Origin of the sequence: Chryseobacterium edaphi, assembly GCF_025628985.1 — a bacterium.
In the GTDB taxonomy this organism is placed as follows: Bacteria; Bacteroidota; Bacteroidia; order Flavobacteriales; family Weeksellaceae; genus Chryseobacterium; species Chryseobacterium edaphi.
Window position 1 is genome coordinate 54014 of record NZ_JAOTEM010000004.1, and the last position, 24242, is coordinate 78255.

General features: G+C 34.7%; 24 protein-coding genes. 9 read left to right on the forward strand and 15 right to left on the reverse strand.

Annotated features, from left to right (window positions below; genetic code table 11):
* The first annotated feature begins 453 nt into the window (after positions 1-453).
* Positions 454-2157: a hypothetical protein gene (locus NZ698_RS14665; RefSeq protein WP_263003954.1), complete on the forward strand. Its 1704-nt coding sequence runs from the start codon at positions 454-456 to the stop codon at positions 2155-2157.
* A gap of 161 nt (positions 2158-2318) precedes the next feature.
* On the forward strand, positions 2319-2732 hold the full coding sequence (locus NZ698_RS14670) for a hypothetical protein (RefSeq protein ID WP_263003955.1): 414 nt from the start codon (positions 2319-2321) through the stop codon (positions 2730-2732).
* Between the two features lie 545 nt (positions 2733-3277).
* Here the strand turns inward: NZ698_RS14670 and NZ698_RS14675 are convergent.
* Positions 3278-3823, reverse strand: coding sequence for an RNA polymerase sigma factor (locus NZ698_RS14675; RefSeq protein ID WP_263003956.1), 546 nt, complete (start codon positions 3821-3823; stop codon positions 3278-3280).
* Positions 3824-3927: 104 nt separating this feature from the next.
* Here NZ698_RS14675 and NZ698_RS14680 point away from each other — a divergent pair, with 104 nt between their 5' ends.
* From NZ698_RS14680 to NZ698_RS14700, 5 genes are all read left to right on the forward strand, one after another.
* A complete protein-coding gene (locus tag NZ698_RS14680) occupies positions 3928-4260 on the forward strand; it encodes a DUF6249 domain-containing protein (RefSeq protein ID WP_263003957.1) in 333 nt (110 codons plus the stop codon).
* Positions 4261-4356: 96 nt separating this feature from the next.
* Positions 4357-6501: an outer membrane beta-barrel protein gene (locus NZ698_RS14685; RefSeq protein ID WP_263003958.1), complete on the forward strand. Its 2145-nt coding sequence runs from the start codon at positions 4357-4359 to the stop codon at positions 6499-6501.
* Positions 6502-6692: 191 nt separating this feature from the next.
* Positions 6693-8096 carry a serine hydrolase domain-containing protein gene (locus NZ698_RS14690; protein ID WP_263003959.1) on the forward strand — a complete coding sequence of 468 codons (1404 nt, stop codon included), beginning with the start codon at positions 6693-6695 and terminating at the stop codon, positions 8094-8096.
* Between the two features lie 153 nt (positions 8097-8249).
* Positions 8250-10019 (forward strand): S41 family peptidase, encoded by a 1770-nt coding sequence (locus tag NZ698_RS14695; RefSeq protein ID WP_263003960.1) that lies wholly within the window; start codon positions 8250-8252, stop codon positions 10017-10019.
* Between the two features lie 54 nt (positions 10020-10073).
* A complete protein-coding gene (locus NZ698_RS14700; protein ID WP_263003961.1) occupies positions 10074-10664 on the forward strand; it encodes a hypothetical protein in 591 nt (196 codons plus the stop codon).
* Positions 10665-10763: 99 nt separating this feature from the next.
* Here the strand turns inward: NZ698_RS14700 and NZ698_RS14705 are convergent, their stop codons facing one another.
* From NZ698_RS14705 to NZ698_RS14770, 14 genes are all read right to left on the reverse strand, one after another.
* Complete coding sequence (locus NZ698_RS14705) at positions 10764-10934, reverse strand: hypothetical protein (protein ID WP_263003962.1); 171 nt, start codon at positions 10932-10934, stop codon at positions 10764-10766.
* A 112-nt stretch (positions 10935-11046) separates the two neighbouring features.
* Positions 11047-11304, reverse strand: coding sequence for a transposase (locus NZ698_RS14710; RefSeq protein ID WP_263003963.1), 258 nt, complete (start codon positions 11302-11304; stop codon positions 11047-11049).
* 229 nt (positions 11305-11533) lie between these two features.
* Positions 11534-12433, reverse strand: coding sequence for a conjugative transposon protein TraN (traN, locus tag NZ698_RS14715; protein ID WP_263003964.1), 900 nt, complete (start codon positions 12431-12433; stop codon positions 11534-11536).
* 21 nt (positions 12434-12454) lie between these two features.
* The gene (gene traM, locus NZ698_RS14720) at positions 12455-13771 is read right to left on the reverse strand and encodes a conjugative transposon protein TraM (protein WP_263003965.1); all 1317 of its coding nucleotides are present in this window, start codon (positions 13769-13771) and stop codon (positions 12455-12457) included.
* Positions 13768-14010 carry a hypothetical protein gene (locus NZ698_RS14725; protein WP_263003966.1) on the reverse strand — a complete coding sequence of 81 codons (243 nt, stop codon included), beginning with the start codon at positions 14008-14010 and terminating at the stop codon, positions 13768-13770. The genes traM and NZ698_RS14725 overlap by 4 nt, the downstream gene beginning before the upstream one ends.
* A gap of 11 nt (positions 14011-14021) precedes the next feature.
* Positions 14022-14645 carry a conjugative transposon protein TraK gene (traK, locus tag NZ698_RS14730; protein WP_263003967.1) on the reverse strand — a complete coding sequence of 208 codons (624 nt, stop codon included), beginning with the start codon at positions 14643-14645 and terminating at the stop codon, positions 14022-14024.
* A 12-nt stretch (positions 14646-14657) separates the two neighbouring features.
* A complete protein-coding gene (traJ, locus tag NZ698_RS14735) occupies positions 14658-15650 on the reverse strand; it encodes a conjugative transposon protein TraJ (protein WP_263004259.1) in 993 nt (330 codons plus the stop codon).
* A 1-nt stretch (position 15651) separates the two neighbouring features.
* Positions 15652-16284 carry a DUF4141 domain-containing protein gene (locus NZ698_RS14740; RefSeq protein WP_497006625.1) on the reverse strand — a complete coding sequence of 211 codons (633 nt, stop codon included), beginning with the start codon at positions 16282-16284 and terminating at the stop codon, positions 15652-15654.
* Between the two features lie 23 nt (positions 16285-16307).
* Entirely contained in the window at positions 16308-18815 is a 2508-nt protein-coding gene (locus NZ698_RS14745; RefSeq protein ID WP_263003968.1) for a TraG family conjugative transposon ATPase, read from the reverse strand.
* Positions 18812-19144, reverse strand: a complete 333-nt coding sequence (locus NZ698_RS14750; RefSeq protein ID WP_263003969.1) for a DUF4133 domain-containing protein — start codon at positions 19142-19144, stop codon at positions 18812-18814. Before NZ698_RS14750 ends, NZ698_RS14745 begins: the two co-directional genes overlap by 4 nt.
* Before the next feature lie 12 nt (positions 19145-19156).
* Positions 19157-19462, reverse strand: a complete 306-nt coding sequence (locus NZ698_RS14755) for a DUF4134 domain-containing protein (RefSeq protein ID WP_263003970.1) — start codon at positions 19460-19462, stop codon at positions 19157-19159.
* Between the two features lie 466 nt (positions 19463-19928).
* Positions 19929-20543 (reverse strand): conjugal transfer protein TraD, encoded by a 615-nt coding sequence (locus NZ698_RS14760; RefSeq protein ID WP_263003971.1) that lies wholly within the window; start codon positions 20541-20543, stop codon positions 19929-19931.
* 3 nt (positions 20544-20546) lie between these two features.
* The gene (locus tag NZ698_RS14765) at positions 20547-20942 is read right to left on the reverse strand and encodes a DUF3408 domain-containing protein (RefSeq protein ID WP_303649272.1); all 396 of its coding nucleotides are present in this window, start codon (positions 20940-20942) and stop codon (positions 20547-20549) included.
* Between the two features lie 12 nt (positions 20943-20954).
* A complete protein-coding gene (locus NZ698_RS14770) occupies positions 20955-21722 on the reverse strand; it encodes a ParA family protein (RefSeq protein WP_263003972.1) in 768 nt (255 codons plus the stop codon).
* Positions 21723-22287: 565 nt separating this feature from the next.
* Here NZ698_RS14770 and mobA point away from each other — a divergent pair.
* Positions 22288-22725 (forward strand): conjugal transfer protein MobA, encoded by a 438-nt coding sequence (gene mobA, locus NZ698_RS14775; RefSeq protein WP_263003973.1) that lies wholly within the window; start codon positions 22288-22290, stop codon positions 22723-22725.
* Between the two features lies 1 nt (position 22726).
* Positions 22727-24019 carry a conjugal transfer protein MobB gene (locus NZ698_RS14780; RefSeq protein WP_263003974.1) on the forward strand — a complete coding sequence of 431 codons (1293 nt, stop codon included), beginning with the start codon at positions 22727-22729 and terminating at the stop codon, positions 24017-24019.
* Positions 24020-24242: the final 223 nt, after the last annotated feature.

A 24242-nucleotide genomic window follows, 5' to 3' on the forward strand; every position in this document is an offset into this window, starting at 1 on the left:
TATGGGAATTGTCGTATGCTGAAGGCACGAAGGAAAATGTATAAAACATGATACAATCGATTTAATTTTAATTTAAAAAAGCGCCTCCAACGTTGACACAAGAAAGTTGAAAAATTGTACATTATTGGAGGCAGGCTCTTACAATGTAAGTCCTTATCTATCATAAATATTTAGTAATTTTTGTAACAAACCAAATTACCATTATGATAACGGTCCAAAATTACCATCGGAAAAATGATTACTTCCACACAATCTGTTAAAAAAGGTTAGTTATGATGGATTATAAAAGCATATATTTGTTATGATTTTAATGTTAAAGTACTGAATGATAGTACATATCTTTATTAAATCATTAGTAATGGTTTTTTATTGATTTTTATATTATTTCAAAGATTATTTATCAAATAAAATACCTAAACTTACCATTCTAATACATATTCATGTTAACTTGTTATGAAAGTTCTTCTAATACTCTTTGCTTATTTGACGCTCACCTCATTTGGAAATGAGGAAGGGAATAAATATTTTGATACTATCACCAAAGAACTTTATGTTACAGCATCTGATCAAAAAAAAATAAAGCAGATTCAGATTCGTGAAAACAAAAAGTATGAAGAAAGTGGAGATAATAAGTTTCTGATCAGCAGTAAGTATGCGGAAGTTTATTTGCACACAAAAGATACACTTAAACAATTACCCTATGTCTACAATTTACTTAAAGTAAATAATGATCAATATGAATTTATTTCTATTGTGGGCAATTTTAATATTGCACTGCAGCTTGAAAATAATTCTCCCAACTTAGCAATGACCTTTCTTAATAAGGCAATTAGCTATAGTGAAAGCCTTAACACCAAATATTTTCTGGCTCATTTATACCACGCAAAAGGAAGGTTTTATTATAATGATAAAAAGTATTCTCAAGCTCAAAATTATTTTATTAAAGCCTTGCATACTTTCAATCCGGATGAGAATCTCTTTATCGCATCAATGCATAATAATTTTGCACTTATACATGACAAATTGAATCATAATAATCGTGCTATTCAAGAAACCGTAAAAGCGATTGCAATTTTAGAAAATGAAAAAAGACTAAATAGTAGTGAGAATCTTTTTTTAATGTCTCTGAGATATAATCTAGGATGGTATTATTTTAAAGCTAAAAATTATAAACAGTCAGAAGATTATCTTATTTATGCATTTGATTTTTATAAAAGCAGAAAAGATTCTTATCACGAAATTATCTTAACGGCTCAAAAATTATATGATCTTTATGATGCTACTCATCAAAGTGAAAAAGAAGAAGGTATTACAGATTATCTTTTAAAACTAGAAAATCAAGTGCAGAATGTTTCTGACAAGATCATACTGAATGAGATTGTTCAGAAAAAGTATTTAAAAGGAAGTGATCTCAAGAAGATAAAAGAGGTTTCTGAAAAATTACTGAAATTGAATCATGAATTTGATGCGGAGAATCTGGAAAAAACAAAATATGTTTCGGATGAATTGAACAAAATGATCATTAGCAATATCAATAATCAATATGATCACGATCTAATTATAATTAAAAGTAATCAGAGACTACTACTTACCATTATTGTATTATCTTTAATTATTTTCATTGTTATTATGCTGTATGTCAGAAATAAGATTTATAAGGAAAGAAAGATTGCGGAAGCGGAAAAAATTATTTTAGACAATAACAGGATAATTCTTGAGCAGGATATCGATATGCAGAAAGAAAAAATAAAAAACCTTCATCAAAATCTAAATCTTAAAATTGAAACAGAAAAGGCATTTTTAGAACATTTAAAAAAAGTGAAGCGTTCAAAGAAGATTGATACTGAAGAAATTTTAAAAGATTTAATGTTCAAGCTTAATAATCTGATGCAGATCGACAAGCGGAATTATGACTTGATGAATGAAACCAGTGTTGAAAACAAGGCATTTCTTCATAATCTTTCAGAGAAGCATCCTGTTCTTACCAATAAAGAGCTTCAATTGTGTCTCTACTTCAGAATGAATCTTTCTTCAAAAGAAATATCCGTTTTGGAAGATACTACCGACGGAACGGTAAGAGTTTACAAAACGAAGATTAAATCAAAATTGGGTATCTTAAGAGAAACTGACCTCAGTGAATACCTAAATACAATATGAATTTTTAGCCTCTTTTGATATTAAAATAATTAAAGTAATAATTCTCGGAAAATGATCGCCTATAATATAACGCATATTTAAGCAAATTTGGATATATGCGCTATTGTGTAGCGCGTAAAAATAAGTTAGTTATAATTACCAAAATTCCGCACAATAATAGAATGAAAAAAACAACACTCTTTATATTAATAATTTTGACTTTAAATTCTTGTTTTTTAGCAATTACTGGAGCTCCTCACAATCATTCTTATCGAGAAATTAATGGATATAGTAATTTGAATTTACATGTTCATTGTATGTATTTAAACAAAACATTTGAAATAAGAAATGCTAATCCTAATGACTCAGTCTACATTAAATCATCACATTTCAACAAACTAGCCGAAAAAGTCTCCTTTAATGAAAAAAAACGAAGTGATTCAATTAGATTTTATAATTTGAGAATTGGTGATATGAAATATCATAGAAATCTTACGAAGGATATCATTGAAATAATAATCACAAATCAGAAAAACGAAAAAGTATATAAATTTGTTGCTGAATCTAAAAGAATTGAAAAATGTGACTACAGATGATAATGTCTTCCAAAAACTATTTTCAAAAAGAGATAATAAATCAAAAAACGATCGCTAATCTTTATTCAATTCATTAATAAAGTAATTTTTGCTAGGAATCTTAGTAATATTAAAATTAGTATTATTTAAAATCCATAACAAATTATTTATACCTAAGCATATGATCCTATATACGATGTTTTCTTAAGTTAATAAGTTTTTCACCGGACTGAATCAAGATCACTAAAAAAAGTAAAAAAGCAATTCTAAATTTATTTTGCAAAAAAAGAGTAGATAGCATTGAAATAAATTCTGTATTCAGAAAACTGATGAGCAATGGTAAAATCATTAATACCAATAAAGACACCAAGCTGTAAATTGTCACATTAAGCCGAAGCTGTTGCTTCGTCTCAATTTTTTGCGTAATACTCTTTGCAAATCCGGGAGAAAAACTGTGGGTACTTTCTTTTTCAAGGTTGCTGCTCAAGAAATCGTAAATCTTTGAATCAGTATCTAATATTTCCTGATTACTGCTGTTCTCTTTCAGTCTTTCAATTATTTTTTTTCTAGGGATATCCATCTTTCTTTAATTTTTCTTTTAATAATTTTCTGGCACGGAGGAGGTATACTTTTATGGTTCCTTCAGGGAATTTAGTAATCTTCTGAACCTCCTGAATATTCAGCTCATCCAAATGATACAGTGTGATCACCGTTTTGTATTGCAATGGAAGTTCACGGATCAGTTTATTCAGATAGGCATCAAATTCTTTTCCGATGAGCTTGGATTCCGGCGTTTCTGAAGAGAACTGAAACTCAATGTTTTCGTCCAGATTATCATACTTTTTTTTAATATTTTTTTTCAGATAATTAATGGCAATATTATACGTGATCCTGGCAATCCAAGTTGATAATTTTGATTCTTTTTTAAATGATTTCAGATTTTCAAAAACTTTGATAAAAACTTCCTGTCCGACATCTTCGATATCTTCATCATTCGTAAGCATCCTGTTCAGAATAGAATAGACTAAATTCTGATATTGCTTTACGACGATCTGAAAAGCATTCAGGTTGCCTTTTAAAATATCAGAAATAACTTTCTCTTCATCGAACATATTCTATTAGACAGCATTATTTACTTTCGGTTACAATTTTCTAATATATTCAATATTTTGTAACCTGAAATACATTTCTTTGTCTATTGGTTAAATTATCTACAATGAAACATCTTGCACCCTTTATAGTAATGATCGCAATCTTAATTGCAATCTCCATCGTGATCGTAGTTTTAACTAATTATGATCTGAAAAAGAAGATACTGAACAAAGAAAATATAGATGATAAAATGTTTATCATTCTTAATAATCTGACAGGTTTCGGTTCCGAAATGCTAAAATGGGGAATTATTTTACTCTTTGGAGGAATAGGACTTATCGTGCTGGAATTTCTTCCGTACAATGAAAATTCGTCGCTTCCTTATGGAGTGATGACGGTTTTTGTCTCGCTCGGTTTCCTTACCTACTATTTTCTGATGAAAAATCACAAGAAATAGATTTCCCTTTTAAATAATCAATCTTAGCATTCCACTTTTTTTAGAACAAAAACCTTGTTCTCAGGATTGCTATGTCCAAATTTCAAAACAATAATTATGAAAACAAAAATAATTTCAGCACTATCTTTCATCCTGTTATTCAGCAGTTTAAATGCTCAAAAGAAAATGAGAGATTCTCTAGTGCTCCAACAGGAAACTTCGATCAAGGAAGTTATCATTGATGGCAAAAAACCTTTAATCAAAACTAAAATTGATGGTTTGGTTTATAATGTTCAGTCGGATCCGGAGAGCAAATCTAAAAATCTTCTGGAAATGATGAAAAAAATGCCTTATCTCTCATTGGATGCTAACGAAAACATTCTTTTCAAAGGCAATACCAACTTTAAAATTTTGATCAACGGAAAAGAAACACAGCTTCTTACCAATAATTCCAAAGATGTTTTGAAGAGTATACCTGCAAGCTCGATCCAGAACATCGAGATCATTACCAATCCGTCTTCAAAATACGATGCTGAAGGTGCTTCCGGCATTATTAATATCATTACAACAAAGAAAATGAAAGATGGTTACAACGCTTCTGTCAATCTTGGATCAAGGTTTCCAAAACAAGAACAGAACGCAGGATTTTCTTTGAATATTAAAAAAAATAAATTAGGAATTTCGGCTTACGGTGGTGGTTTTCTTAAGAACAATCCTGAAATCGGTTATCAGAATTCTCAACAGACAGTTTCCAATAATTTGCAACAAAATGGAAGAACTTCAGGCAAAGGAAGCGGAGGATATTTTAATGTCAATGTCAGTTACGAAATCGATAGTCTGAATCTGTTGAACGTTCAGCTGGGTTCCAATTTTATGTACTACATATCAAAAGACCATTTTGATTCCAGTTTTTTTCAGCAAAATAATCTAATTGAAAATATAAATTCTGTAAGCAATTCAGACAGTAACGGAAAAAGCTTTGAGGCTTCTGCCAATTACCAGATGGGTTTCAGAAATGACAAAAGCCAGCTTTTAACATTCTCTTACCGGTTCAATAATTATGATAACAAGATTAACAGTAGTACAGATTTTCAGAACAGACTGAACAATATTTCTAATTTTCTCAGTCAAAACAATGATAGTCAAAATAGTGAAAATACATTCCAAGTCGATTTTATAAAGAATATTAAAAAAGTCTATCTGGAAACCGGTATTAAGGCTATACTCAGGAAAAACGCCAGTCAATATACATCAGTTCCGCAAAGTCTTATAAACTCAGATGAATTTTCAAATCAACAGAATATTTACGGAGCTTACATCACCACAAAGTTTAGTTTGTCCGAATGGAATTTTCAGACGGGTTTGAGATTGGAAAGTACAGACACCAATGTCAATTTTACTTCTACCCAAACTAAAGTAGATCAGAATTATTTAAATCTGATCCCAAATATATCCATCAGTAAAAACTGGAAAGAACACCACGGTATCAGCTTCGGGTTTTCGCAACGAATCAAAAGACCGGGAATTAACCGTCTGAATCCTTTCGTCAATCAATCAAATCCATATTTTCAGATCAGTGGGAATCCTTATCTGAAACCTGTTATAAACAATGATCTGATGGCTAATTATTCCTACAACCATAAAGTAAATCTGAACCTTGGATTGGGATATTCCTTTTCTAATAAAATTGATCTCAAAGTTTCAAGCTACGATTCGGCGATAAATACTACCAAAACCACTTACGAAAATTCAAGCAGCGTAAGCCGGCTTGCTTTGGATTACAACCTGACTTACCCATTTACAAAGAAACTGACTTTTGGTGTGAACGGAAATGCAGCTTACTATTTTATAAAGGGTAAAGTCAATAATATTGAAACTGAAAATAATCTTTTCACCTACTATATCTACCTCTCAGCCAGTTATCAGTTTGAAAATAATTGGAATGTCAGTTCAAATATTGAAATCACCAGTAAGATGCCAGCAGGCCTTCAAAGTAAGACAAACGCTTTTACGGGTTCATCTTACAGTTTCAGCAAGCGTATTCTGAATAATCAACTCTCATTCTCAGCATATATCAATAATCCTTTTAATATGTTCAGAAAAGCCATTACTGAAACTAGTGGAACTGATTTCTACCAGAACAATTATACTAGGGATTATCACAGGTCATTTGGTTTCAATATAAAGTATCAATTTGGAAAACTCAAAGACGCGATCAAAAATACAAAGAGAAAAATTGAAAATAATGATCTTGCCAATTAAGGGTTCTATGATGTAGAAGTTTTTTAATTTTATCTGCTGCTATCTAATGAGCAGCGAAGAAATAGCTCAGCTTCTAGCACTAAAAAGATTCAATTAGTAAGAATTTTAAAATAACTATAGAAATAAATTTTAATTCATCAAACTTAAATTAGCTAAAGTTTAAAATTAACTGACTTAACAACAAAAATCTAATGAAAAAAATATTCTCATTACTTTTAACCATCCTGATAAACAAGCAAATTTTTGCTCAGACTGAAAACTACAAAGCTAAGATTGATGAATTTCAGACAAAATATAATGCCGGAAAATATGATGAAATTTTTCACAGTTTTTCGACAGAAATGAAAAAGACATTACCTTTTGAAAGCACAAATGAATTTTTAAAAAGTTTAAAATTGCAAGCTGGTAAAATTGAGAATAAAGAATTCATCAAATACGAAGAGGAAACTTATGCAAGTTATAAAACCAAATTTGAAAAGGCAGTTTTGTCAGTTAATATTTCACTGAATGAGAATAATCAAATTGACGGACTTTTTATAACACCGTATAAAGAATCTGCTACATTAGAAGCGAACAATATTGCAAATGTTTTAAGTAGATATCCAAAAGAAATTGCCCAGATTGTTTATTCAAAGGCGAAAGATTTTCCAAATAGTACCCAATTATCCATTGCCGTCATTAAAAATAGAAAAACAAATTACTACGGAATTATAAAGGAAAATGATTCTATAAAACCAATTGAAAATCAACGCAAGGTCTTTGAGATCGGTTCTATTACTAAAGTTTTTACCTCCACAGTTTTAGCTTCTTTGGTAGAAGATAAAAAGATCAATTTAGCTGATCATGTCGATAGTTACTATCATTTTAAATTCAAAGAGAATACTAATATTAGTTTTGAAAGTTTAGCCAATCATACTTCCGGACTGCCTCGCTTACCCGAGAATTTAGATTTATCAAATGAATCTAATCCCTATCAAGACTATGGCAAGAAAGAACTTGAAAATTATCTTAAAAATTCATTGACGCTTGAAAATAAGCCCTCAAAATCTTATGCTTATTCAAATTTGGGAGCAGGATTATTAGGATACACTTTAGGTTTATCTCAAAAAACAAGTTTTCAGGAGTTATTAAAGAAAAAAATTTTTGATAAATATAAAATGATGAATTCTTTTACCAATTCGCAGAATTTGGGAGGAAAATTGATAAAAGGGTTAGATATAAATGGAGAAATAATTCCAAATTGGGATTTTGACGTTTTATTTGGTGGTGGCGGAATCTTATCAACGACAGAAGATTTAGCAAAATTTGCAGCAGCACAGTTTAATTCTAAAAACAAAGAACTTGCATTAACAAGAAGACCTACTTTTGACATCAGCGAAAAAATGAAAATCGGTTTAGGGTGGCATATTTTAAAATCAGAAAATGGTCAAAATATATTTTGGCATAACGGTGGAACAGCTGGATATTCGTCTTCAATGACTTTAAGTACTGACAACAAAACAGCCGTAATTATCTTATCAAATGTTTCGTCATTTAATCCTATTGAAAATATTGATCCAATGTGTTTTGAATTGATGCAGGAAATTAAAAAATAGTATGATATCTGAAACAAATTATATATTTAGCTTCGTTGAGAGTCAATTTTACATATGAAAAAAAGATAATATATTTAAACAATCTCAAAAAATAATTATACACTCATTTTTTTATCAAGAACAAACAGGCTTATAAATCATAAATCAATAATTATGAACTTAAAACATTTTCTTCTAACCATTGTCTGCACGTTATTTACTATTCATACCTTTGCACAGCAATCCGACCAAATAAAAGTCAAATATTATTATTTAAAAACTTGGGGATTTTTAAAATACTATCATCCAGCGTTAGCTTCAGGAAGGATTGATGCTGATAGTATTTTTTTAAAAAATTATGAAGCTGTAGATAAAATTAAGAATGCCAGTCAATTAGACGCTATACTTTCCGGAATGATCAGCAACTTAAATTTTGGGCAAAGCTTTAAACCCGCTCCTACAAAATATTCTGTCACAGAAATGGCTCAAAACGTTAACCAAAATTGGTTTACGAAAGAAACGTTTCTTTCAGTGGATCTGCGTAAAAAGCTGCAATATATTTACAAGAATCGCTTCGTGGATGATAACCATCACTATTATACGCCAAAACATTTCTCTACTGAAATCCCAAATGAAAAGGCATACGCTTTTCCAGATTCAATTGCTTTACCCTATGATTACCGGATGCTGTCTTTGGCTAAAATTATGGCTGGTGTAGATTATCTCTTCCCACACAAATATCTCATGAATTCTGACTGGGACAAGATTTCCAGGGATGCTGTACCATTGTTTGCAAAAGCTGATACACAACTCGCTTATGAAACGCAATTACTTAGACTGGTAGCACCTTTAAATGATACTCATGCCCTTCGGTTTTATAAGGAAATGAAAAACTGGAAGACTATTCTAAAGATAAAGTTTTACCCACCTTTTGATTATCAATTAGTCAATAATGGCTCCAAGGTGGTGGTTACTAAAATTATCATTCCTGAATTGTGTAAACAAGCCGATATTAAAGAAGGCGATGTGATCACCCATGTTAATGATGAAACGATAAGTAAGAGGGTGGACTTTATCGGGGAATATCTTTCAGCTTCAAATCCCAATGCGCTAAATTCTCGTTTAAGCCGATACTTGGATAATCTGCTGTTCCCAACCGATAAACTGCATGCTAAACTATTATTGACGCGTGGCAGGAATATTAAAAAAACAACTGTTGAGTGGGTAAGTAAACAGGACGACTTCAAAAAAGTGTCTGCCTATATTAATAACAAACTTGCCGGAAGTAAATTAGGCATTCAACCTGAATATGCAGCCCCTGGTATCGTGATCTTCAGATCTAATCAAACGACTCGATTTCTTGAAAACCTGCCAGAAGACAAATTGAAAACTGCTATGGATTCTATTTTTATTCAAGCAGGAAAGCAAAAAGGCATCATTTTAGATATGCGAAGCTATCCGGATTGGGGCGGTTTCTATTATATGATGTACAATACTTTTGGAAATGATAAAAGTTTGTTTGCCAGATATTATAAGTTGGATAAACAGCATATAGGGATGTATAAACAATTAACAGATAATATAGAATATTATCCGCAAACAGCACGACCCGGAAATCTTACAATGAATGCAAAGATTGTTATTTTAGTAGATGGTGAAACCCTTAGCGCTGGTGAATATTATACCATGTTTTTACAGCACATGTTTCCTAATGCCATTACAATCGGTAGTCAAAGTGCTGGTGCAGATGGCGATGATAAGGAGATTATTCTACCAGGTGGATACAAATTTCCGTTTTCCGGCAATGCCATTTTTTATCCAGATGGAACTCAGACCCAGCGTAAAGGCGTTAAGATCGACAAATTTGTTTACCCCACTATATCCGATGTTGCTAAAAATACAGATACTCAGTTAAATGAGGCGATAAAATGGATTAATCAATAAGTGGTAACAGAATTTTAAATGGTTAATAATAATCTCAAAAACTGATTATATTAAATGTTAAAAACAATTCCCTTTTTACTATTTGGGTTTTCATTAGTTTTCTCACAAACACCTATTGAAAAATGCAAACTACCACAGTCGCATTACGAAAATATTTACTCAGTAACGGTTGATGATGTGAAGTGTTTAGCTGAAAATTCACCCCAACCCAATACGTTGTTTTTCACCTTTGCAAGTTGGTGTACACCGTGTATCTATCATATACCTTCTTTTTTCGTCATAGAGAAATTTTATAATGTTGATCTTTATGTTTTGCTGATTGATCAAGAAAACAATAATTTCACAAAGCAATCAAGAGACATGGTTTTGGAGACCTATCCTGATGCAAAAATTCTTGTTATTAAAGATATAGAAAGTAGAGGGAAATCTAAAAAGTATAAAGATTTTCTTAAAAAAATTACTCCTGCACAATTTGAAAATATTGATGATATGTCAAAATTTATCCTTTTAAACCGAAAAGGAGAGGTACAGTTGGTAACCAATTGGAAAGACTCTAAGGATGATCCCGATTGGAAAGATGATAAACCGATGGTGAAAAGGATTGTTTTGCCATTATTAGAAAAAAAAACGCAAACTAACCAATAAGATTTGTACGTTGTATACGGGCTTTAGTTGTCCGTTCTTCGTGTGATCTTCCTTCATTCTCATAAAAGTAGCATCTTTATCGGTTTTATTGTAAGAGCTTCATTCTTTCAAAATTCCCTCCTGCAGCTCATACTTTTCAAGGTTTTTCTCAAAGTTGTTTTTGATATAGTTCAGCTTCGTTTTTGCTTTGGTTTTTCCTTTGTCCGAAGTAGTTTTTCCGCTTAGTTTTTGATTGATATTTTCAACGGTCTGCCGGATCTTTATCTTCATCCGCAGCAATGCTTTGGGCATAAGTCCAAAGTTTTTCAAGTCGTTGAAGCATTTTTTCTCTATCGGTTTTGATGGATTTTCCCCAAACAAAAGTATAACGGTTGGCTTGTGCTTATATCTTTGTACCGTGCGTGTAGACTTGCTTTAAAGTAATCAATCCTTCTTCTGCCAAAAGCAAAACCACCTGGGTTAAAATATCCTTAAAAGCAGACTGCAATTTTTGACTTCTGAATCTTGCAACAGTGTTATGATCAGCAATATTCATATTGGAAAGCCACATAAAAAGAAAATTTTCACGCATCGCCTTTTCTATTTTTCTTGACGAATAAATGTTTTCCATATAAGCAAAAATCATTACTTTGAGCATCATTACCGGATTAGTTACCAACAATGCTAATCTGCATTTTGAGATTATTTATTCCGATGAAGTCGTTCAGATTAAGCTCAAAACTGGGTGAAAAAAAAATTAAATGATAAAATATTAAAATCATCGCAAAACCTTAAATAGCAGAGCGTATTATAGTAGATAAATGCCACTCAAAAAATGAGTGGCATTTTGTATTGATATCACCTATGCAGAAAACGTGATTAATATCATTTTACTTAATTTTAAGATGAATCTCATTAATAAGTTTCGCACTGATGAGATCTTTATTTTTAACCCTAACTTTCTGATGCCTTCCACCCTCTCTTTCATATACTTCTATTTCCAATATCTGATCTTCCAATAATGTGAATTGATCAAGAAGATAAACTACCTTTTCATCGGATTGATGATTGATCGTTTTAGTGACTAAATACTGACGAATCGGTGTCAATACTTTATCCTGAACGACGGTACGTTTAAAGTTCTTCTTGTCAATAATTTTAAAGCTGACAAAATCGATATCGTACGGAAGATTACTTTTATTTCTTAATTTGAGTACGAAATAAAATTTCCCTTCGTGTATGTATAAAGAGTTGAGAAGAAAATGAATTCTAAAGCTTTTTGAGCCAACATGTTTGATGCTGCCCTTTGGATTTTCGTGCAATGTCTTCATCAATAGCTCTGTCAATGAAGCTGATTCTCCTTTAAGATCTTCCAGTAACACTTCTGTTGAATATTCTTTTTCATGCTGTCTTTGCAGTTTGAGAAGATCATAATTTAAAGTGTCAGGATAGGAACTGTAAAATACATCAAAGTTGTAAAATTTACCATCCTGCGTAATCACGGAGAAATTGGTTTCCTCTTCAAAATCTCTGATGCCTGCTTTAATTCGTAAAACATTTCCTACATCTTCAGCTTTGTTGGCAATGAGATTTTCACTTCCCAAATCAACATACCGGATGGGTGACGGGAATATTAAATGGGTCGTCTTATTGTAGGTGACTTCCATTTTATACGGCTCTAATCTGGCTTCGTTGAGTGAAGCAAATTGAGGCATTTCCTGAGCAGTAAATACGCTCATTGAAAACGCAGTAAGGATGAAGATCATCCATTGTTTCAATATATTATTCATTGTTGTTATTTTGTTGTTACATTATTTTTTTGAGACCAGAAAAACCTGATGCCCTGCTTTCACAGTAACTTTCGGAAGTCTGACCTTTTTTTGGAAATATCCCGATACACCCTGAACAACTCCTTTTGTTAAGTCTGCCGCAATCTGCTGTCCCGCGGATTGAGTCATCATAATATTCGTTCCCGAATTCTGTCCCATATTTGCTAAGATATCAGTGGCTGCATTTTGTTCCGGGGAATAAGGAATATTAAGTCCCAACTGCCCGTCGTTATCATGCACATTAATATCAACCTGCTGAATATTTCCATGGTATTCAATGGTTGAAATTTTCAACATTAACCTTCCTTCCTGAAATTTTGCAGTTGCTTTGAGGACAGTGCCTTCCGAGATGAAAGTCTTTGCTAAAAGCATCGGCTGAGAAAGCCTTAGGGTGACCATACTTTCGGCAGTAATGATTTTTGTTTCATGGATCACCCCCCTAATGCTGTTTGGATTGGAAATATTATTTCTTTCTTTACTGCTTTGCAGATCGGTGAAACTGTTTCGATGAAAGCTTGCTAGAAATGCACTGTCACTGACTTCACGGTACAGACCGGATACAATGTTGTTTCTAGCTGGTATGACAGTAGTCACTTGAAGTTTCTTCTCATCATCCTGCTTTTCACGAACTTTTTTTTCTTCTGATTTTTCTGAGCCGGAATTCGTCGGAAGATACTTAGCAGCCATCTGATAAGATTTCTCCATCAGCTCAAGCTGATCATTAATGCTTGTTCCAACAGGTGCCGAATCTTTCTGTGATGATTCATTCTTCAATCTGGTGATTTCTCTTTTCAGCTGGCTGACTTCCTGATCATTACGGCTGTAGAAAGAGCCTAATGTTTGCTGTGCATTTCGATAACTGTTAACTGCATTTTGGTCACCGGATAACATTCCGTTTTGACTACCTTGAGTTTGATCATTTACAGTTTGTGAATTTCTATTTTGTGAGGTCACAGGGTCTGTCCAGTAATCCGACAGTGTTGTTAAAGCATTTTTTTTCTCTTCATTTTTCTGCTCTAACAATTGTTGTTCGTAAGCTTTTTGCTTATCCGACTGTAATTTATCTTCTGCTGCCTGGGGAATTGCTGAATTAAAACCGATATCTTCAAGAATTGTTTTTTCCTTTGGTTTAAAAATAAGATATAGGCATCCTGCAAAGACCACTGCCATGAGAAAATAAATTAATGGTTTCTTCAGTTTTTCGAGCTGTTCTTTTCTGCTTTCATGAAGTTCATTGTTCGATGACAATCCGGAACTTCCTTCAGTAACCCGCACTTGGGTTGTATTCTGATCTTTCATTTTGTTGCTTTTTGATCGATGTTGACTCCTGCCGGAATGTTACTGATGTGACCACCAATTGGAATTGATTTACTGTGAGCCGCACTCCACCAAATCTGTACAAATGCAGCGATAGTGAACAAAGTATACACTGCAAAAAAGATTTTGGTTAGTATTCGTTGACGTGCCTCCGGCAACGCTTTCCACTTCTGCTCTGCATTCAGAACCTGTTGATCGATTATTTGTCTAAACTTTTTCATAGGTTCTGATTTTAACGGTTAACTGTTTCAACATCTTTGTTCTCGACGACGTTGAATTTTTCAATGGTAAATCCCTGAGGGTTGCTGTCTGATCTGACTGAGTTCACTAAGAAACAATTTGTTATCAAACTACGTATGGTCAGATTACTGGATCTGATAATAAATTGACGGGCAAATGTTTGAACTTCGTAAGGATAGCTGTTGAAATTGGCAACCACACTGTCGACTTCAATTCTCTGCTGGATATTTCCCGAAATAGTTCGGTTGTAATAGCCTTTTTCAGAAAGGTCTTTGTAATAATTGAAGGCTGATTGGTCTGCCAGATTAAAAGCTCTTTTGACGTTGCTCTCAATCGCATTTTTATCAGGAGCAATCGTAAAGAAAAGCTCATGAAAACGCCTTACATGTTCTCTTGCCTCTACAGGACGATTGATGGACATATCCTGAGAAAGCGCAACCATCAAAGATTTTCCGTTATCCAGAACATAGATCTTCTGTCGCTGTTCTTCTGCAAATTGGTAAGATTTAAAGATGACCAGCCCTACTACTCCAAAACATAACAGGGCAAAGACAAAGGTGAATAACCTGATCTGCTTGAAACTGTTTTCTATATTTCTTAAAGTTTTAAATTCCATTGTTGTACGATTTTATTTTAATAATCTTCCTGAAATATTTCCTGTCGCTGACCCTGCAGCCGCTCCGGCAATGTTTCCGGATTTCTGTGCAGTCTGGTTGACGTTTCTCGTGAAGTTTCCGGCTCCACCTGCCTGTATGACCCAGCCTGTTACCGTAGGAATGGTAAAATATCCGATGATGCCAATGATCATGTAAATAATGTACACGGTGTTGGAGGTATCGGGAATGAAGTTGGGGTCAGCCAGCATCTCAATATCTTTTTCAATGATTAAGGATTGAATCTTGGCAAGGATTGCACTAAACATGTCGGCAACAGGAAGCCATAAATACACACTGATGTATCGGGTAAGCCATTGGGTAAGGGTACTCTGAAATCCATCCCAGACCGATATAGCAAATGCGATGGGACCGAGTATCGATAAAACAATGAGGAAAAATGTTCTTATGACATCAATCACCAGTGCTGCAGACTGAAACAAAATCTCGAGAAATTCCCGGAAACCGTCTCTGATGTCTTTTTTAATGGAGAACATTTCTCTTTCGATGTACATTCCGGACATGGTGACCAAATCTGAAGGAGACCAGCCGAGTGCTTCCAGTTTTTTGTCAAATTCTTCATCGGAGATCAGATAGGCCATTTCAGGATTTCGAAGCATGGCTTCTCTTTCCAATAGGTCTTTTTTCTGCTGGAGTTCGTTGAGATCCAACACCTGATCTTCCAACATGGAATGGCTACCCTGAACGATGGGACTTAATACGCCGTTAATGCTTCCAAGCACAAGCGTTGAAAAAAACATGATGCAAATCCCAATCGCAAAAGGTCTTAACATCGGAAACAGATCGATAGGTTCTGCTCGGCTCAGTGCCTGCCATACCTTGATCGCTACGTAGAATAAAGCTCCTAATCCTGCTACGCCTTTGGCAACTGCTGCCATGTCTGCGCACAGCGGCATCATTTCTTCGTAAACATTACGAAGCAGTTCGTGTAAATTATCGGATTCCATCTTACCAGTATTTTTGATTGGCGGTACCATAAAGGTTCAATACTCTCTGCGTGTTGTTCTGTTTTTTTGCTCGTAGATAGCTTACAGAAATGTTCTTATTGGTGTAGTAGCGAACCAGATTATGATAATCTTTGACTTCTTTGTAGACACGGTCAATGATATCCATTCTTTCTTTGTCATTCAGGGAAAGGCTGCTGGTATTGACAATCTGCTTTAAATCTTTCAGCAGTTCAGTGCTCTCGTTCAAGAGTTGAGAATAGCCATTGGCAATGGCTGTCAGTTCCTGTGCATTGAAATTGGGGTCGTTCAGCATCTTCCCGAAATTATTGACATACATTTCCGAGACATCGCCGACCATCAATACGGTCTGCTGAACTTTTCTGGCATCTTTGACCAAATTGTTGACTGCTTTGAGTTTGTCGTAATACTCCTTTCCCTGTTCGTAGACTTTTTTGACTTCATTAAAGTTTTTAACGACATTCGAAACGGTGTTGGAAGTCTGCACAATTTCATTGGCGGAGTTCAGAATTCCTGAAGCGAGATTGGCTGGATCGGTCACTACGAATTGTGCTTTTAATGAGGTTGTTGTAGCGAGAACTGCTACCATTAGGGTTTTAATGATTAACTTTTTCATTGCTTTTAATTTTAATTAATTGATTAATTTTCTTTGTTTGATTTGATTCTTTTTAAGGAAATCCTCTTGATGGCGTGTTCGACATTGCCACCAAGTTCTGAAGCCAGATTCATGACTTCCAATTTTTCAGTTTCCTCGGTGGTGTATGCGAGATATTCTTCGGTGGAAACTTCTGTAGCGTAGACTGCGGAGTGGGTTCCGCCCAATCCGATCCAGACTTCTTTGTAGAGTCTTTTCGGATCATTGTTCATATTGATCGAAAGTACCTGAGCTTTTTCTTTATCCGTAAGTCCCAACATTGCCTGAATATCATCGAACTTGTTCATGTACTTTCGCTGATCCAGTAAAATCTTACAGTCTGAATTGTTAATGATGCTTTCCTTGACAATCGGTGATTGAATAATGTCATCTACTTCCTGTGTTACGACAATGGCTTCTCCAAAGAATTTTCTGACGGTCTTGAACAGATATTTGATATATTCTGCCATCCCTTCTTTTGCAATCGCTTTCCATGCTTCTTCGATCAGAATGAGCTTTCTGATGCCTTTCAGTCTTCGCATTTTATTAATGAAGACTTCCATTATGATGATGGTCACAATTGGAAAAAGAATTTTATGATCTTTGATCGCATCGATCTCAAACACAATAAACCGTTTGGATAGAAGATCAAACTGCTTGTCTGAATTGAGCAGGTAATCATATTCTCCACCTTTGTAATATGGTTCGAGAACATTTAGAAAGTTGGCGATGTCGAAATCTTTTTCACGTACTTTTTTCTGTTCCAGTACTGCCTGATAATCATCTTTTACGTAGTCGTAAAAGCCATTGAATGATGGTTGATGTTCCGCTTTTTTGATCTGCTCGATATAGCCACTGACGGCATTGGACAAGGCTACTTCTTCCGATCTTGTAGGCGGTTCATCATCTCTTTTCCATAAGGTTAAAATCAAAGTTTTGATACTTTCTCTTTTTTCAATATCAAAGATTCCGTCATCGGTATAGAAGGGATTAAAAGCAATCGGATTGTCTTCAGTGTAAGTGAAATACACGCCGTCCTCTCCTTTCGTTTTACCCTTAATAAGTTCACATAATCCCTGATAGGAGTTTCCGGTATCTACCAGTAAGACATGAGCTCCCTGTTCATAATACTGTCTCACCATGTGGTTGGTGAAAAAAGATTTACCGCTTCCTGAAGGTCCGAGAATAAATTTGTTACGGTTGGTGATGATTCCCTGCTTCATCGGAAGATCGGAGATATCAAGATGAATGGGTTTGCCGGTAAGCCGGTCGGCCATCTTGATCCCGAAAGGTGATAAAGAGTCCTGATAATTGGTTTCCTCTGTGAAGAAACACAAAGCCGGTTTGATGAAGGTGTAAAAGCTTTCTTCACTTGGAAAGTCTCCCGCATTTCCTGGAATTCCCGCCCAGTAAAGAGTGGCAGTATCCGTGGTATTGTGTCTGGGTTTGCATTCCATTAAGGCTAAGGCACTACCAATATCATTCTTCAGTTGTTTCAATTCGTAAGGACTATCTGACCAAGACATTACATTGAAATGGGCTCGAATGGATTGCAGACCATATGAATGTGCTTCGTTCAGGTATTTTTCAATCCACTCTTTATTGATCTGATTGGCTCTGCTGTATCTCGCCAGTGAGTGCATGTTCCTTGCAGACTTTTCAAATTTGCTGAGGTTATCATCGCTGTTGTCAAGAAAGAGATATTGATTGTACATGTGATTGCAGTTCAGTAAAAGTCCCACAGGAGAAGCAAATGACAGCAGGCAATCGCTGCGGTCTGTACTCAGTTTTTCATAGCGGCTGTGAGAAGATACCGTTCCGGGAACATCATCAGTATCAGATAGTGTGTGCATGCTGATCCGGTTATTGCCGATTCTCATTTCTTCTGCACCCAAGTTGATGTCCTGAAGGGATGGATTGATTTCTCTGGATAAAGTAAGGTACTGCTCCAAAAGTCCTGACTGATCTTTTGTTCCGGTGATTTCATCTTCTGTCATTCTTTCCAATCTCACAAAACCGCTGTCATTCATAATTCTTTCGAACTGATCGACCGCTTCCATAAATCTGCTGATCAATTCTTTATCCCTGATCTCTTTGGGAATGAGTTTACCTTTGCATAAGGAGGAGAAATTGCTCTGCATTCTCATCCGTTCTTTGCTGGTTTTTGTAATAAAGAGATAGCAATAATGATTTAGAAAAGGTCTTTCATTGAAATGTCTTTCAAATGATTTAGACAGAAAATTCTGATCCTCTTTTGACAAATCGGGATTGTAATTTTCTTTAATAAACCAATCCTGCTTATGAACGATACTATAATCAGGTAATGTTTTGACTGCCTTGAACCATGCGGAATGGATGGCCTCATATTCTGCGGAAGCAACGGTGAAAAGCTCGGGTAGTCTCACTTTGAAACAAACCGTAACATCAGCATCTTTTGAAATGATGCAGTTTTCTTCCACTGCTAATAGTGGGAACCTGCTTTCCAAAGTTGCTGCTTTTGATGTATTTCTCATGCTGCAGCTTTTTTGGAATTAGATTTTAGATATCTGAAGACTGACTTTCGGCTGATGATGTATCGGGGATGCTTTATCTTCGCACCCAATTTCATTAGTCCGTGTTCCCCATATTTCCTGTTTAAAGAGAAAGTCTGCCAGATCAGTACACTGCTGGTGATTCCTCCAATGGATAAACAGATGTAGGTATTAACTCCTGCCATGTAAAGAATCATGACCAAAACCAAAAGTCCGAGCAATCCTCCTGCGAAGATGAAGAGATACTGCGCTTTTAGTCCTTTGAATTCGACGGTTCTTCCAATTCCTTTATTGATATGATAAATATTCATAACATTGATTTTTTAAAGGAAGAATGAACGGAGAATGGTAGCGGCAACAATCAAAAAGATACACGCACCGAACCAGCTTGCTGCAGTTTTGCTGGTGTCAGGATCGCCACTGCTGAATTTGTTGTAGACTTTTACCCCTCCGATGAGTCCTACTACAGCTCCGATGGCATAGATAAGTTGCGTAGCCGGCTCGAAATAGGAAGTCACCATCTGGGTGGCTTCATTGATTCCGGCAGTGCCGTTGCCTTGGGCGAATGTTTGAGATGCGGTGAATAAAAATACACTGCAGATTAGAATTTTGATCTTTTGTTTTTCCATGACTATAACACTTTAGATTGTCGTTATCTGTCCACGCCTTGTGAACTTCTGGACAAAGGTGTTATGGAAATCGATCCTTGGTTAAAAAGTGGCAGCATGTTGAATTGCTTGGCAGAGAATGACCTTTGAACGAACAGAAAAAAGGTTCAGTTATTAATTATTTCGAATAAACCTTTAGTTAACCTAATTGTATTATTTGTAGCTTTAATGCTTGACAAGCTATTACTAAGAACCCAGGAAGAAAGTGATTGGAGAAATAAGAATGGCTTTGAATTTCAAAGTTTTTAAAGAAATTGTGATCACACAAAAAACCCAGCTAAATGCTGGGTAAAAACTAATAACCATGAAAACTCAATTAAACATGAGAATCGTTTCTTTTTGAAGCAATAAACAAACCAAAAACACATAATTTATTCTTAAAATAAGTTATTTTTATGTTAAAGAAAAATCTCAACAACACGGCTTTTTATAAAAATTGATCAATATCAAAATCCTTTAAATGGACTTTTGGGAAGGTGGCAAAATCATCAGTAGTGTCAAGGGACGCAATGCTGGAATCTAATAATTCAGCTATTTTATCTGCACCTTTTTCAATAGAATTTTCTAATAAATCTAATAATAGTGTGCCTTCTATCCTTTGTACATGGTGAAGGATGACCTCCTTTTCACTGGGTTGCAATTTTTCCTTTTGCAGCATCCTACTGGCAGAACCCAGATCTTCAAATGTCGCTCCAGTGGCGAGGTCTTGATCGTCAACCAAAATACCATACTTTTTCCACCCTTCTTCCTCCTCTTCAAAATCAGGTTGTACAGCAAAAATTACCTCTAACTCTTCCTCCGGAATTTGAATTTTTACACTTTCATTTTTGACAAAATCTTCATTGAAATTTTCAGGAGTTTCACTAGGATTATTAAAAACAGTGTGCTTTATTACCTGTTTAGGCTTCCCCATAATTTGAGGAAGATCATGGCTTTGGAGGTGAGGTTTATTTTTTTTATCTAATCTTTTTTTGGTCACTATTTTATCCTGCAAAAGTAAAGTAATGATAAGGAGCAGACATAGAACAATAAGTATTTCCATAATTTATAAAATTGGTTTAAAACGTTCGTTAAAATAGGTAGTGATATCCTCTCCAAATTCTCGGAAATGATATTCCAGAATGTTGTCAATATAAGAGTATAGTGTTGTTTTATCTTCAGTATTTAACTGAACGATTCTCATCAGCCTTTCGTGATATTCCGGCCGAATGTACACCACCTTACCGTTACGACCCGAAGGAAAACGGTTGATCAGAAAGGCTTCCTCATAATCCACTTTCTTCAAGGAACTGCTTCGTGTTTTTTCTTTAGTCTTTCCTTTCTTTATAATATTGTTATGCTGAAGCTTGTTAGAAGATGATTCATTCTCATCACCGCTGATGATATTCATCAAATAATCTTCGTCAACATTTCTTTCTTTATGATCGTTATCTGAATCCATAGATGATATTTTTTATAGTTGTATGATGCTTAAAAATTCTTCGATAAATAAATCCATTTTGGTCACTTTTAAAAGTTGAGGATCAGCAGCCAGCAAACTGGATCTGAAAATATAATTTCCTGAATCATCCGCTTCCTTTCTGAAACGTTTGCTGTCCATGATACGGCTATGCATAATCTGAAGCTGGAGCTCTTCAATTACCCGTTGATAAGCATTATATAACCCTGTCTTTTCCCTACCGTCTACCTGATTCCAGAACAGATGCAAAGATTGGCAGTGGTCCTCCCCTCCTGATTCTGGCAATTGCAGAAAGGCTTTGGTAAACCCCAATGTGCTTTCAATTACCAAACGATCAGCAGTGATTGGTGAAAAAATAAAATTCATCGACCTCAGTGTAGTCAGCACCCCTTTGGTGTTGGCAGTTCCGGGAAGATCAAAAAAAATAATATCCGGCATTGTGACCATATCATCACAATATTCAAATGCCGTCTCCAATGCATTTTCAGCTTTGCACTTAATAATTGGGTATGCTTTTTTGTTGATTGTTTGGAACTGCTTCATTGCTGTTTTTTTATGATACTCGTTCTGCATGATGCTTTTTGTATCGCGTACCCTCATGTTCGTTAAACTGTGCTGCGGAAAGTCGCAATCCATAACGACAACATTGTATCCTAACCGGTAGTGGAGAACGCTCGCAAGCAAAGTAGTTATCGTCGATTTTCCAACGCCTCCTTTCTGAGTGGAAAAACTGATTTTTAAAGTTTTTTTTGTTCTTTCCATAATTTCAAAATTTATTGTTAATTGATTTACCTTAGAATTTTACAGTTTTAAAGATTCATAAATTACGATCTGGTTAATCAGAAATATTTGTGAGCAAATCTTTGTACATATTCTGGTTGAAAAAGCTTTTTTACTGAGCAAATAATAAACTTTATTGCAGACTATAATTTTTATCGCTTTTATGCTTTTATCGTTTTAAAACTTTATTCTTTTATGCTTACGAATTTGTAATTGTAGCTGCTCGTTTTCTTAGATCTACTACATTCTTTATTGCCTCCATTAAAACCTTACATCAAATAAAGCATTTCTTCTTTCAATCGATTAAATACTGACTTCTAATGACTTATAGAGGAAGCACTTAGCCTTCACTCAATCATACGTTCTGATTGGTAAGTTCTTACATTGTACAATAATCTAAAGTTTAATGAATGTGTTCATTAGAACACGGCAAGTTGTGTTTTGAGTGCCTCATCACTGTTTTTTGTGCCTCAAAACAACTTGCCCTGCCGGGAGCTGAAAAACATTCTCCGAAGTCGAAGTTTTAAAAATTGGTAAATAGTACGTTATGAATAATCATGATAAACATTACAAAAAAAAAGGAGGCAGAAAGCCTAAGTTGAATCGAAGCGTCCACCGTCATGTATTCAGATTGACCGACGCAGAAAATGATCGGTTGATGATGCTTTATGAGGAGTCCGGACTGTCCAATAAAGCAAAATTTATAGTCTCCTTACTGTTTTCTAAAGAAATTAAAACAGTTAAAATTGATAAGGGTGCAGCAGATTTTTATATGCGTTTAACTTCGCTTTACAGTCAGTTTCGTGCGGTGGGATTCAACTATAATCAAGTCGTCAAACTATTATATACCCGGTTTTCTGATCGGAAAGCTGCTGCATTTTTATATAAATTGGAAAAGCAAACCATTGAATTGGCAGTTTTGTGTAAAAAAATCATTGAGATTACGGAAGAATTTAAGAGAGATCATTTAAAAAAGGAAAAATAAAATGATTTCAAAAATTGGGAGAAGCAGTAATCTATACGGGGCTTTAGCCTACAATAATAAGAAGGTTGAAAATGAGAAAGGAAAAATTTTGATGACTAATAAAATGATTGAAACGACGGATGGACAGTATACGGTATCTCAATTAGCACATTCATTTGATTCTTATTTGGCAGCAAACCGAAATACAGAAAAGTACACGTTGCATATCTCATTAAATCCTGATCCAAAGGATGAGGTGAGTGATGAAAGTTTTATACAGATGGCTGAAGAATATATGCAGAAATTGGGATATGGTGATCAGCCGTATGTTGTCTTTAAACATTTTGATATTGATCGTACTCATATTCATATTGTTACAGTAGTTGTTGATGAGATGGGAAAAAAGATTTCAGATCGGTTTGAGAAAAGAAGGTCAATGGAGATATGCAGAGAATTGGAAAACAAATACGAATTAGTGCCTGCTACGATGAAAAGAGTTCAAAAATCCGACTTGATCTTTCATCCTGTCGACTACAATGCCGGTGATGTTAAAAAACAGATCGCTTCTGTAATTCGCCATCTTCAGAAATACTACCAGTTTCGGAGTTTGGCAGAATACAATGCTTTGCTGTCTCTTTTTAATATGACAACAGAAAAAGTAGATGGTGAGTTGCAAGGTCAATTACAAAGTGGTCTACTCTATTTTCCGCTGAATGAAGAAGGCAAAAAAGTAGGAAATCCTTTCAAGGCATCCTTGTTTGGTGTAGATGCCAGTCTTTATGCGTTGGAAAAACATTTTTTAAAATGTCGTGAATCTCTCAAAGATGACATCCTGAAATCTCAACTAAAAAGCGTTATTGCCAACATAATGGAATCTACTTTTAATGAAAATGATTTTAAAAACATGTTGATCAGACAGGGAATTAATACGGTCATCCGAAGAAATAATGATGGTATCATGTACGGAATTACTTTTATTGACCATCGTTCAAAAACTGTTTGGAATGGCTCAAGTCTGGGAAAAGAATTTTCTTCTAATGCTTTTACTCAGAAATGGAAAAATAAAAATGTATCGATAGAGAAAAAATTGATTTTAGAAAAAAATGAAACCGTAGATAGAAACAAGTCATTCTCTGCGCCGTCAGAACAACCACATCTTCTTTTCAATTTTTTAGAAACCGATCAGAAAAGAATTCAATCTGACGACGGCGTGATTGAATCTGCTGGCGGATTATTTTTATTTCATAATGAAGGTGACCATGAGGAACAGGAATTTGAACATCAAATAAGAAAAAGACGGAAAAGAAAACGCTGAATGAATTGGTCGGTTAATTTCTTTCTAACCCAGTTTTTCACTACGGTCTGCATTTCGCAAAACTTTCTTGCGTTATTATCTGAGACACCTATAGAGTGACAATAGGTGTTAATCTCAATTTAGCAGGCACTGCCTGCCATTTTCGACAGACTATATATAATCGATAAAAAATATTATTCTGAGATAATGACAAATACCGACAAATCATGAAAGGAAATCCACC